Origin of the sequence: Flavivirga jejuensis, assembly GCF_030540765.1 — a bacterium.
Lineage (GTDB): Bacteria > Bacteroidota > Bacteroidia > Flavobacteriales > Flavobacteriaceae > Flavivirga > Flavivirga jejuensis.
The window spans coordinates 1,260,554-1,275,055 of sequence record NZ_JAUOEL010000001.1; the positions used below are offsets into that span (position 1 = coordinate 1,260,554).

Below are 14,502 nucleotides of genomic sequence, written 5' to 3' on the forward strand. Positions count from 1 at the left end.
TCTAAAAAATAAAAGCCTTCATGTATTTAACTTGAAGGCTTTTTATATTTAAAAAAAATAAATTATGGCAGACGAAAAAGAAAATCAAAAACAAGGTCAAATAAACATTGAATTAGATGAAAAAGTAGCAGAAGGGACCTATTCTAATTTAGCTATTATTAATCATTCAGTTTCAGAATTTGTTGTAGATTTTGTAAATATTATGCCTGGAATTCCAAAGAGTAAAGTGAAGTCTAGAATAATATTAACCCCACAACATGCTAAACGTTTGTTAAAAGCTTTAGGTGAAAACATTTCTAGATTTGAAAATGCTCATGGTGAAATTAAAGATTATGAGCAACCGCCAATACCTTTAAATTTTGGACCTACAGGTCAAGCATAAAAAAACAAAAAGCTCTTGAAATTTTCAAGAGCTTTTGTTTTATAAAAATTAGTTATAATAAAAAAGGTTTTTTATTAATTTTAATTATACTAATAATAATTTGAGTCAAAATTAGATTAGTTTAATCACTTTTTTTTTAAATCTCATATCATATTAGTCGATGCGACTATAAAAGAGCTTAAAAAAGCTTATTTCGGTTTGATTTGTAATTTAACTAAATTTTTTATCTACAGAGGAGAATCAAAGTTAGATTTATGCAACCTTTCTATTATAATAAAACTGTAAAGCTCCAGAAGGGCACTTTTTAACTTGTTTTATGATTTCCTTATTAGATGCGCCTTCAAGATTTATCCAGGGAATAACAGAATCTCTAAAAACATTTGAAAGTTGTCTGGCACAGCGTTCTGCATGTATGCAGATGCAGGGTTTGTAGGTTACAGTAATATCCGTATTACTAAAAATATTAGCATTTGTTTCCATAAGTAGATCATTATTTGGGGTTATGATACTGTTTTAAATATATAGAAATATCAATTCGAACAATAAAAATAATCGACTAAACGTGCTTAATCATCGATTAAGTGCTAATTTGGTGATCGTATGTATAGATTATTATTCGAATTCTGAAGTAAAATGAAATTTAATACTTGGATATTTTTGCTGTGTCATTTGTAAGGAAAAAGAAGAATCTGCTAAAAATACTAGCTGATCTTGTTTGTCTTTTGCTAGAAAACGCTGTTTAACTCTCACAAACTCTTTATATTCATCACTTTTAGAACCTTTAGGATCCACCCAGCATGCTTTATGTACATTTAAATTCTCATAAGAACATTTTGCACCATATTCGTGCTCCAATCTATATTGAATCACTTCATATTGTAACGCCCCAACTGTTCCAATTACTTTTCTACCATTAAGTTCTAATGTGAATAATTGAGCAACGCCTTCATCCATTAATTGGTCTATGCCTTTAAAAAGTTGTTTAGATTTTAAGGGATCTGCATTATTAATATATCTAAAGTGCTCAGGTGAAAAACTAGGCACTCCTTTATAATTTATAATCTCACCTTCAGTTAGCGTATCACCAATTTTAAAATTACCAGTATCGTGCAAACCAACAATATCGCCAGGGTAAGAAGTATCTACAATTTCCTTTTTCTCTGCAAAAAAGGCGTTAGGGCTAGAAAATTTTAATTTCTTTTTGTTTCTAACATGTAAGTAAGGCGTATTTCTTTTAAAAGTACCAGATACAATTTTAATAAAAGCTAAACGGTCTCTATGATTAGGATCCATATTAGCATGTATTTTAAAAACGAAGCCAGAGAATTTATCTTCATTAGGTTCTACTAAACGTTCTTCACTTTGTTTTGGTCTAGGTTTTGGAGCAATTTCAACAAAACAATCTAATAACTCTCTAACACCAAAATTATTCAAAGCCGAACCAAAAAATACAGGTTGCACATCACCATTAAGATAATCTTCTTTATTAAATTCTGGGTATATACCTTCAACAAGTTCAATTTCTTCTCTTAATGTCTGTGCAGCATTGTCGCCTATAAGTGTATCTAACTTAGAAGAGGTTAAATCTTTAATCTCGATGGTTTCTTCAATATCTTTTCTACTATCTCCACTAAATAAATTAATATTCTTTTCCCAAATATTATAAATACCTTTAAAATCATAACCCATACCAATGGGGAAGCTTAATGGAACTACTTTCAACCCTAATTTTTGTTCAATTTCATCTAAAAGATCGAAAGCGTCTTTACCCTCTCTATCCATTTTGTTGATGAAAACAATCATGGGAATGTTTCTCATTCTGCAAACTTCAACTAGTTTTTCAGTTTGCTCTTCTACACCTTTTGCCACATCAATTACTACAATAACACTATCAACCGCTGTAAGTGTTCTAAAAGTGTCTTCAGCAAAATCTTTGTGCCCAGGAGTATCTAAGATATTAATTTTTATACCATTATATTCAAAAGCTAAAACCGAAGTTGCGACAGAAATACCACGTTGACGTTCTATTTCCATAAAATCACTGGTTGCTCCTTTTTTTATTTTGTTACTTTTTACAGCACCAGCTTCTTGAATAGCACCACCAAAAAGTAATAACTTTTCGGTTAAAGTTGTTTTACCAGCATCAGGGTGCGATATAATACCAAAGGTACGTCTGCGTTGTATTTCTTCTAAAAAACTCATAAACTCTTTTGTGCAAATGGGTAGCAAATATAATCTTTATAAAATTGTTTTTTATAGAAATTGATTGCAGAAAACATTTCTGAATTGAGGTTTTAGAAACTAATTACCTGTTTTATATTTTTTGATATGCTTTATAGGTTAAAGTTGTGCTAATGTGAGGTGTAATGTTAAATAATTGAGATCCTTTTTAAATCTAAAAATTCTCCGACCCTTGGGGCCTGCTTGTTAGCAAAGGCAGGGGTTCCTATTCAACCCTCCTTTGGAGCCATCAGAACTGCTTTTTTTTTTTTTGCAGTTCTGGGTGAGATAAAATACAAAATTCGGTTTTTGCCTCTAAAGGCAAAATAAAACTGGTGAAAATCTGTGCCAAGTCGAAGCATGCCCCTATGGCTTGCCAGGGATAGTCAGTTTCAAGATTTTTTTTTTAATTAAAAACAATTACAATGATAATTAACCCTACTAGTACTTTTAATGATATGACAACTTTATCCATATTTTGAATTTAGACTACAAGGTTTTAACTCTACATGCCATAATTTAATTACAGTTTGTCGATGAAGTGATATTGATGTGCTTTTTTGAGGTTTGGTTTAGTTTTTTTTAAGAGAAACGAACCATTATAATAGTGTTACTTAATTAAAATAGAAAATACAGGTGGTTTTTTATTAATTGTCTATTTATGAGTCGTTTCGTGTTCGTTTTTGCTTAAAAACAGAAGATAAATCTATTTTATTATTTGTAAGTAATTTATGCGTTTTTTTAGGAATTATAAGGTTTTTGAGAGTTTTAACAGATTGATATTGAAGTCCTTGTATTACATGATTAACAAATGTTTAAAAAAAAAATGATTTTGTTTGCATAAGTGAACAAAAAACATATAATTTGCATTTCATCGATTAAAAATGCGTTTTATCGATTTTAGGTAAAATTTAATAAATAAGAATAGAATACATATTTCGGATATCTATTAATCAACTCTCAAAACTATGAATTTTTCTATTAAACCTTTTGATAAACTGAAAGCTGACTTTTTAGACTTTTGGGTTTTTTATAAATCAATTTTGCTTTCTCATTCTCAACCAACTTATAGATAAAGTAACATCAGCTAGTACACAACCAAATTTATTAATTATAACTCTCAAAGATGAAAACTCTTGTCCACCTTTTATTAAAAAATATACATGTTTTGTTTTTTAAAAGTTTAGAATTAAAAAAAGAACAGTTTAAATATTCGTATATACTGATATTTGCGAGTATATTATTTTCATTTTCAGCTGTAGCACAACCAACGTTTGGTGGAGCTCAAGGGCCAACGCTTTTATCAGGAACTTTGAATCAGCAAGGATCTAGGTACCTTTATACAGATGTGGTAGTAAATGTAAATGGAACGACTTCAAATGCAGATGCTGTTATTACTATTATAGAGTTAAATAATATAACAGTAAATAGTGTAGATACTGTTCTTGGTGTTGATAATAGATTTGAACCAACCACTACTACTACCGCTGATGGTGGATATGCTGAATGGGAAATCGTGTTTGTTGAAGATGGAACAGCTAATGCTGGTACTAATGGAATCCCAATAGAGGTAGATTCATATACATTGCAAGCAATTGATGTTGATGGCTCTGAATTTTTTGAAGCATTAGTTGGGGATAATTTTTTTCTAGAAGCAGGTACTAGTCCTCCTTCTGGTACTTGTCCTCAGGGTTCTGGAGTAACTACCAATTTAATAGGATGCCCAACAGAATTAGTAGTTTCTGCAAATGGACCTTTTACTCGTTTTCAAAGTGGTTCTGATTTTGCATCTGGTGTTCATGTAGGAAGAACAGAATATATAGTATCTATTACTTATTCTAATGTAAGTACTGTTAGGTTTAGAAATGGTCGTGCAACAACTGGAAGTAGTAGACTTAATTCAATTAGTTTTTTAGGAGAAGTTACTTTTGTTACTGAAACTAGTGATCCAGATCCTACAAATGATCCGCCCGTTGTTATTGATAATTTAGGGCATGTAGTATTAGAAAACTCAGGAGCAAATGGTCCTTATAATGTATTAACAGGTTCTTCAGACCCAGATGGGAATTTAGATTCAACTACTATAACTTTAATAGACCCTGGTAATATTTCAAATCTAGGTTATGTGGGAACTGATTTAGTGATTTCTGGTGTAGGAACTTATTCAGTTGATAATACAGGTAATGTAACTTTTACACCTGCAGCAAATTATTCAGGTAATGCAGATATAAATTTTAGAGTTTTAGATACATCAGCAGAAAGTTCTAATACAGCCACTTTAGGAATTACTGTTTGTCCTGTTGCTAATAATACAACAGATTCAAGTGCTATTTGTGAAAGTAATACAAAGACTTTAACAACGACTTCTTCAGGAGGTACTTGGAGTGTTATTAGTGGAGGAGGAAGTATTTTAGGAACTACTTATACTCCAGATGATGTAGCAGTAAATACATCTGTTACCATAAGATATACAATACCAGCATCAGCTCCTTGCAGTGTTTCAACTAGTGATGTCACTTTTACGGTAAACGTACTGGACGATGCGAGTTTTAACTATAGCGCTGCCGCGTATTGTGTAGATGCTATAGATCCAACGCCAACCATAACAGGTTTAACAGGCGGTGCATTTAGTAGTACTGGAGGTTTATCTCTTACCCCAGGCACAGGGCTAATCGATGTATCGACCAGTACACCTGGTACATATACCGTAACTTATACCACAGCAGGTACCTGTCCAAACAGTAGTACCGCTAGTGTTACGATTAACGCATTGGACGATGCGAGTTTTAATTATAGCGCTGCCGGATATTGTGTAGATGCCAGTGATCCAACCCCAACTATAACAGGTTTAACAGGCGGAACTTTCTCAAGTACATTAGGCTTATCCCTTACGGCTGGTACTGGACTAATCGATGTATCGACAAGTACGCCTGGTACATATACAGTAACTTATACCACAGCAGGCACCTGTCCAAACAGTAGTACTGCTAGTGTCACGATTAACGCACTGGACGATGCGAGTTTTAACTATAGCGCTGCAGCATATTGTGTAGATGCGAGTGATCCAACCCCAACTATAACAGGTTTAACAGGTGGTACATTTAGTAGTACATTAGGCTTATCCCTTACTGCAGGTACTGGACTGATCGATGTATCGGCAAGTACACCTGGTACATATACCGTAACCTATACCACAGCAGGTACCTGTCCAAACAGTAGTACAGCTAGTGTCACGATTAACGCACTGGACGATGCGAGTTTTAATTATAGCGCAGCCGCATATTGTGTAGATGCGAGTGATCCAACCCCAACCATAACAGGTTTAACAGGTGGTACATTTAGTAGTACATTAGGTTTATCCCTTACCGCAGGTACTGGACTAATCGATGTATCGACAAGTACGCCAGGTACATATACAGTAACTTATACCACAGCAGGTACCTGTCCAAACAGTAGTACTGCTAGTGTCACGATTAACGCATTGGACGATGCGAGCTTTAATTATAGCGCGGCCGCATATTGTGTCGATGCTATAGATCCAACGCCAACCATAACAGGTTTAACAGGTGGTACATTTAGTAGTACATTAGGCTTATCGATTACCGCAGGTACTGGGCTAATCGATGTATCGGCAAGTACGCCTGGTACATATACCGTAACCTATACCACAGCAGGTACCTGTCCAAACAGTAGTACCGCTAGTGTTACAATTAACGCACTGGACGATGCGAGCTTTAATTATAGCGCTGTAGCATATTGTGTAGATGCTACGGACCCAACCCCAACCATAACAGGTTTAACAGGCGGAACTTTCTCAAGTACATTAGGCTTATCGATTACCGCAGGTACTGGACTGATCGATGTATCGGCCAGTACACCAGGTACATATACCGTAACCTATACCACAGCAGGCACTTGTCCAAACAGTAGTACTGCTAGTGTTACAATTAACGCACTGGACGATGCGAGCTTTAACTATAGCGCTGCCGCATATTGTGTAGACGCGAGTGATCCAACGCCGACCATAACAGGTTTAACAGGCGGAACTTTCTCAAGTACATTAGGCTTATCGATTACCGCAGGTACTGGACTGATCGATGTATCGGCAAGTACGCCAGGTACATATACCGTAACTTATACAACAGCAGGCACCTGTCCAAACAGTAGTACTGCTAGTGTAACGATTAACGCATTGGACGATGCGAGTTTTAACTATAGCGCTGCCGCATATTGTGTAGATGCTATAGATCCAACGCCAACTATAACAGGTTTAACAGGTGGTACATTTAGTAGTACATTAGGCTTATCGATTACTGCAGGTACTGGACTAATCGATGTATCGGCCAGTACGCCAGGTACATATACAGTAACTTATACCACAGCAGGCATTTGTCCAAACAGTAGTACTGCTAGTGTTACAATTAATGCATTGGACGATGCGAGTTTTAACTATAGCGCTGCCGCATATTGTGTAGACGCGAGTGATCCAACGCCGACCATAACAGGTTTAACAGGTGGTACATTTAGTAGTACATTAGGTTTATCCCTTACCGCAGGCACTGGACTAATCGATGTATCGACCAGTACACCAGGTACATATACCGTAACCTATACCACAGCAGGCACTTGTCCAAACAGTAGTACTGCTAGTGTTACAATTAACGCATTGGACGATGCGAGCTTTAACTATAGCGCCGCAGCATATTGTGTAGATGCTATAGATCCAACGCCAACCATAACAGGTTTAACAGGCGGAACTTTCTCAAGTACATTAGGCTTATCGATTACTGCTGGTACTGGACTGATCGATGTATCGACAAGTACACCAGGTACATATACCGTAACCTATACCACAGCAGGCACCTGTCCAAACAGTAGTACCGCTAGTGTTACAATTAATGCACTGGACGATGCGAGCTTTAATTATAGCGCTGCTGCATATTGTGTAGATGCCAGTGATCCAACGCCAACTATAACAGGTTTAACAGGTGGAACTTTCTCAAGTACATTAGGCTTATCGATTACCGCAGGTACTGGACTAATCGATGTATCGGCAAGTACGCCAGGTACATATACCGTAACTTATACCACAGCAGGCACTTGTCCAAACAGTAGTACCGCTAGTGTCACGATTAACGCATTGGATGATGCGAGTTTTAACTATAGTGCTGCCGCATATTGTGTAGATGCGAGTGATCCAACGCCAACCATAACAGGTTTAACAGGTGGAACTTTCTCAAGTACATTAGGCTTATCGATTACCGCAGGTACTGGACTGATCGATGTATCGGCCAGTACGCCTGGTACATATACCGTAACCTATACCACAGCAGGTACCTGTCCAAACAGTAGTACAGCTAGTGTTACGATTAATGCATTGGACGATGCGAGTTTTAACTATAGTGCTGCCGCATATTGTGTAGATGCTATAGATCCAACCCCAACTATAACAGGTTTAACAGGTGGTACATTTAGTAGTACATTAGGTTTATCGATTACCGCAGGTACTGGACTGATCGATGTATCGGCCAGTACACCAGGTACATATACCGTAACCTATACCACAGCAGGCACCTGTCCAAACAGTAGTACAGCTAGTGTTACGATTAACGCATTGGATGATGCGAGCTTTAACTATAGCGCTGCCGCATATTGTGTAGATGCGAGTGATCCAACGCCAACCATAACAGGTTTAACAGGTGGAACTTTCTCAAGTACATTAGGTTTATCCCTTACTGCAGGTACTGGACAGATCGATGTATCGGCAAGTACGCCAGGTACGTATACAGTAACTTATACCACAGCAGGTACCTGTCCAAACAGTAGTACTGCTAGTGTCACGATTAATGCTCTGGACGATGCGAGCTTTAATTATAGCGCTGCCGCATATTGTGTAGATGCGAGTGATCCAACCCCAACCATAACAGGTTTAACAGGTGGTACATTTAGTAGTACATTAGGCTTATCGATTACCGCAGGTACTGGACTGATCGATGTATCGGCCAGTACGCCAGGTACATATACCGTAACCTATACCACAGCAGGTACCTGTCCAAACAGTAGTACCGCTAGTGTCACGATTAATGCACTGGACGATGCGAGTTTTAACTATAGCGCTGCCGCATATTGTGTAGATGCGAGTGATCCAACCCCAACTATAACAGGTTTAACAGGTGGTACATATAGCAGTACATTAGGCTTATCGATTACCGCAGGTACTGGACTAATCGATGTATCGGCCAGTACGCCAGGTACATATACCGTAACTTATACCACAGCAGGCACCTGTCCAAACAGTAGTACTGCTAGTGTCACAATTAATGCACTGGACGATGCGAGCTTTAACTATAGCGCTGCCGCATATTGTGTAGACGCTATAGATCCAACGCCAACCATAACAGGTTTAACAGGTGGTACATTTAGTAGTACAGTAGGTTTATCACTTACTGCTGGTACTGGACTAATCGATGTATCGGCAAGTACGCCTGGTACATATACAGTAACTTATACCACAGCAGGCACCTGTCCAAACAGTAGTACAGCTAGTGTTACGATTAACGCATTGGACGATGCGAGTTTTAATTATAGCGCTGCCGCATATTGCGTAGATGCCAGTGATCCAACCCCAACTATAACAGGTTTAACAGGCGGAACTTTCTCAAGTACATTAGGCTTATCGATTACCGCAGGTACTGGACTGATCGATGTATCGGCCAGTACGCCTGGTACATATACCGTAACCTATACCACAGCAGGTACCTGTCCAAACAGTAGTATAGCTAGTGTTACGATTAATGCATTGGACGATGCGAGCTTTAACTATAGCGCTGCCGCATATTGTGTAGATGCTATAGATCCAACCCCAACTATAACAGGTTTAACAGGTGGTACATTTAGTAGTACATTAGGCTTATCGATTACCGCAGGTACTGGACTGATCGATGTATCGGCTAGTACGCCTGGTACATATACCGTAACCTATACCACAGCAGGTACCTGTCCAAACAGTAGTACCACTAGTGTCACGATTAACGCATTGGACGATGCGAGCTTTAACTATAGTGCTGCCGCATATTGTGTAGACGCTATAGATCCAACGCCAACCATAACAGGTTTAACAGGCGGAACTTTCTCAAGTACATTAGGTTTATCACTTACTGCAGGTACTGGACTGATCGATGTATCGGCAAGTACGCCAGGTACATATACCGTAACCTATACCACAGCAGGCACTTGTCCAAACAGTAGTACAGCTAGTGTTACAATTAATGCATTGGACGATGCGAGCTTTAATTATAGCGCCGCAGCATATTGTGTAGATGCGAGTGATCCAACGCCAACCATAACAGGTTTAACAAGCGGAACTTTCTCAAGTACATTAGGTTTATCACTTACTGCAGGTACTGGACTGATCGATGTATCGGCAAGTACACCAGGTACATATACCGTAACCTATACCACAGCAGGCACTTGTCCAAACAGTAGTACAGCTAGTGTTACAATTAATGCATTGGACGATGCGAGCTTTAACTATAGCGCAGCCGCATATTGTGTAGATGCCAGTGATCCAACCCCAACTATAACAGGTTTAACAGGCGGAACTTTCTCAAGTACATTAGGCTTATCGATTACCGCAGGTACTGGACTGATCGATGTATCGGCAAGTACACCAGGCACATATACAGTAACCTATACCACAGCAGGTACTTGTCCAAACAGTAGTACCGCTAGTGTCACGATTAATGCTCTGGACGACGCGAGCTTTAACTATAGCGCAGCCGCATATTGTGTAGATGCCAGTGATCCAACGCCAACTATAACAGGTTTAACAGGCGGAACTTTCTCAAGTACATTAGGTTTATCGATTACCGCAGGCACTGGACTGATCGATGTATCGGCCAGTACACCAGGTACATATACCGTAACCTATACCACAGCAGGCACCTGTCCAAACAGTAGTACTGCTAGTGTCACGATTAATGCATTGGACGATGCGAGCTTTAACTATAGCGCTGCCGCATATTGTGTAGATGCCAGTGATCCAACCCCAACTATAACAGGTTTAACAGGTGGTACATTTAGTAGTACAGTAGGTTTATCACTTACGGCTGGCACTGGACTGATCGATGTATCGACAAGTACGCCTGGTACATATACCGTAACCTATACCACAGCAGGCACCTGTCCAAACAGTAGTACAGCTAGTGTTACAATTAATGCATTAGACGATGCGAGCTTTAACTATAGCGCTGCCGCATATTGTGTAGATGCCAGTGATCCAACCCCAACTATAACAGGTTTAACAGGTGGTACATTTAGTAGTACAGTAGGTTTATCACTTACGGCTGGCACTGGACTGATCGATGTATCGACAAGTACGCCTGGTACATATACCGTAACCTATACCACAGCAGGCACCTGTCCAAACAGTAGTACAGCTAGTGTTACAATTAATGCATTAGACGATGCGAGCTTTAACTATAGCGCCGCCGCATATTGTGTAGATGCTATAGATCCAACGCCGACCATAACAGGTTTAACAGGCGGAACTTTCTCAAGTACATTAGGTTTATCACTTACTGCAGGTACTGGACTGATCGATGTATCGGCCAGTACACCAGGTACATATACCGTAACCTATACCACAGCAGGCACTTGTCCAAACAGTAGTACAGCTAGTGTTACAATTAATGCATTGGACGATGCGAGCTTTAACTATAGCGCTGCCGCATATTGTGTAGATGCGAGTGATCCAACGCCAACCATAACAGGTTTAACAGGTGGAACTTTCTCAAGTACATTAGGTTTATCCCTTACTGCAGGTACTGGACAGATCGATGTATCGGCAAGTACGCCAGGTACGTATACAGTAACTTATACCACAGCAGGTACCTGTCCAAACAGTAGTACTGCTAGTGTCACGATTAACGCACTGGACGATGCGAGTTTTAACTATAGCGCTGCCGCATATTGTGTAGATGCGAGTGATCCAACCCCAACTATAACAGGTTTAACAGGTGGTACATTTAGTAGTACATTAGGCTTATCGATTACCGCAGGTACTGGACTGATCGATGTATCGACAAGTACACCAGGTACATATACCGTAACCTATACTACAGCAGGCACCTGTCCAAACAGTAGTACCGCTAGTGTTACAATTAACGCATTGGACGATGCGAGCTTTAACTATAGCGCTGCCGCATATTGTGTAGATGCTATAGATCCAACGCCAACTATAACAGGTTTAACAGGTGGTACATTTAGTAGTACATTAGGCTTATCGATTACCGCAGGTACTGGACTGATCGATGTATCGGCAAGTACACCTGGTACATATACCGTAACTTATACAACAGCAGGCACCTGTCCAAACAGTAGTACTGCTAGTGTAACGATTAACGCATTGGACGACGCGAGTTTTAACTATAGCGCTGCCGCATATTGTGTAGATGCTATAGATCCAACGCCAACTATAACAGGTTTAACAGGTGGTACATTTAGTAGTACATTAGGCTTATCGATTACTGCAGGTACTGGACTAATCGATGTATCGGCCAGTACGCCTGGTACATATACCGTAACCTATACCACAGCAGGCACCTGTCCAAACAATAGTACCGCTAGTGTCACGATTAACGCATTGGACGATGCGAGCTTTAACTATAGCGCTGCCGCATATTGTGTAGATGCTATAGATCCAACGCCAACCATAACAGGTTTAACAGGCGGAACTTTCTCAAGTACATTAGGCTTATCGATTACTGCTGGTACTGGACTGATCGATGTATCGACAAGTACACCAGGTACATATACCGTAACCTATACCACAGCAGGCACTTGTCCAAACAGTAGTACAGCTAGTGTTACAATTAATGCATTGGACGATGCGAGTTTTAACTATAGCGCTGCCGCATATTGTGTAGATGCTATAGATCCAACGCCGGCCATAACAGGTTTAACAGGCGGAACTTTCTCAAGTACATTAGGTTTATCACTTACTGCAGGTACTGGACTGATCGATGTATCGGCCAGTACACCAGGTACATATACCGTAACCTATACTACAGCAGGCACTTGTCCAAACAGTAGTACAGCTAGTGTTACAATTAATGCATTGGACGATGCGAGTTTTAACTATAGCGCTGCCGCATATTGTGTAGATGCGAGTGATCCAACGCCAACCATAACAGGTTTAACAGGTGGAACTTTTTCAAGTACATTAGGCTTATCGATTACCGCAGGTACTGGACTAATCGATGTATCGACAAGTACGCCTGGTACATATACCGTAACCTATACCACAGCAGGTACCTGTCCAAACAGTAGTACTGCTAGTGTTACAATTAACGCATTGGACGATGCGAGCTTTAACTATAGTGCTGCCGCATATTGTGTAGATGCTATAGATCCAACGCCAACCATAACAGGTTTAACAGGCGGAACATTTAGTAGTACATTAGGCTTATCGATTACCGCAGGTACTGGACTAATCGATGTATCGACAAGTACGCCAGGTACGTATACCGTGACCTATACTACAGCAGGTACCTGTCCAAACAGTAGTACCGCTAGTGTAACGATTAATGCATTGGACGATGCGAGTTTTAACTATAGTGCTGCAGCATATTGTGTAGATGCTATAGATCCAACCCCAACCATAACAGGTTTAACAGGTGGTACATTTAGTAGTACATTAGGCTTATCCCTTACCGCAGGTACTGGACTAATCGATGTATCGACAAGTACGCCAGGTACGTATACCGTGACCTATACTACAGCAGGTACCTGTCCAAACAGTAGTACCGCTAGTGTAACGATTAATGCATTGGACGATGCGAGTTTTAACTATAGTGCTGCAGCATATTGTGTAGATGCTATAGATCCAACCCCAACCATAACAGGTTTAACAGGTGGTACATTTAGTAGTACATTAGGCTTATCCCTTACTGCTGGTACTGGACTGATCGATGTATCGACAAGTACGCCTGGTACATATACCGTAACCTATACCACAGCAGGCACCTGTCCAAACAGTAGTACAGCTAGTGTTACGATTAACGCACTGGACGATGCGAGTTTTAACTATAGCGCTGCAGCATATTGTGTAGATGCTATAGATCCAACGCCAACCATAACAGGTTTAACAGGCGGAACTTTCTCAAGTACATTAGGCTTATCGATTACCGCAGGCACTGGACTAATCGATGTATCGACCAGTACACCAGGTACATATACCGTAACCTATACCACAGCAGGCACTTGTCCAAACAGTAGTACTGCTAGTGTTACAATTAACGCATTGGACGATGCGAGCTTTAACTATAGCGCCGCAGCATATTGTGTAGATGCTATAGATCCAACGCCAACCATAACAGGTTTAACAGGCGGAACTTTCTCAAGTACATTAGGCTTATCGATTACTGCTGGTACTGGACTGATCGATGTATCGACAAGTACACCAGGTACATATACCGTAACCTATACCACAGCAGGCACCTGTCCAAACAGTAGTACCGCTAGTGTTACAATTAATGCACTGGACGATGCGAGCTTTAATTATAGCGCTGCTGCATATTGTGTAGATGCCAGTGATCCAACGCCAACTATAACAGGTTTAACAGGTGGAACTTTCTCAAGTACAGTAGGTTTATCCCTTACTGCAGGTACTGGACTAATCGATGTATCGGCAAGTACGCCAGGTACATATACCGTAACTTATACCACAGCAGGTACCTGTCCAAACAGTAGTACAGCTAGTGTAACGATTAATGCTCTGGATGATGCGAGTTTTAATTATAGCGCTGCCGCATATTGTGCAGATGCTATAGATCCAATCCCAACTATAACAGGTTTAACAGGCGGAACTTTCTCAAGTACAGTAGGTTTGTCGATTACCG

General features: G+C 39.7%; 4 protein-coding genes. 2 read left to right on the forward strand and 2 right to left on the reverse strand.

What is annotated here, in order from left to right; all coding sequences use genetic code 11:
* Positions 1–64 precede the first annotated feature (64 nt).
* Positions 65–382 carry a DUF3467 domain-containing protein gene (locus tag Q4Q40_RS05360; protein WP_303300697.1) on the forward strand — a complete coding sequence of 106 codons (318 nt, stop codon included), beginning with the start codon at positions 65–67 and terminating at the stop codon, positions 380–382.
* Between the two features lie 252 nt (positions 383–634).
* Here Q4Q40_RS05360 and Q4Q40_RS05365 read toward each other — a convergent pair whose 3' ends face one another.
* Together Q4Q40_RS05365 and Q4Q40_RS05370 are read right to left on the reverse strand one after the other, a co-directional pair.
* Complete coding sequence (locus tag Q4Q40_RS05365) at positions 635–862, reverse strand: (4Fe-4S)-binding protein (RefSeq protein ID WP_303300698.1); 228 nt, start codon at positions 860–862, stop codon at positions 635–637.
* A 132-nt stretch (positions 863–994) separates the two neighbouring features.
* Positions 995–2,584, reverse strand: a complete 1,590-nt coding sequence (locus Q4Q40_RS05370) for a peptide chain release factor 3 (RefSeq protein WP_303300699.1) — start codon at positions 2,582–2,584, stop codon at positions 995–997.
* 1,144 nt (positions 2,585–3,728) lie between these two features.
* On the opposite strand from Q4Q40_RS05370, the gene Q4Q40_RS05375 reads away from it, so the two are divergent.
* Positions 3,729–14,502: Ig-like domain-containing protein (locus Q4Q40_RS05375; protein ID WP_303300700.1), on the forward strand; the 10,774-nt coding region annotated here is incomplete at its 3' end.

Excerpts from the sequence above, each read along its gene's own strand:
- Q4Q40_RS05360 (WP_303300697.1), top strand. The coding sequence starts at position 65 with ATGGCAGACGAAAAAGAAAATCAAAAACAAGGTCAAATAAACATTGAA.
- Q4Q40_RS05365 (WP_303300698.1), bottom strand. The coding sequence starts at position 862 with ATGGAAACAAATGCTAATATTTTTAGTAATACGGATATTACTGTAACC.
- Q4Q40_RS05370 (WP_303300699.1), bottom strand. The coding sequence starts at position 2,584 with ATGAGTTTTTTAGAAGAAATACAACGCAGACGTACCTTTGGTATTATA.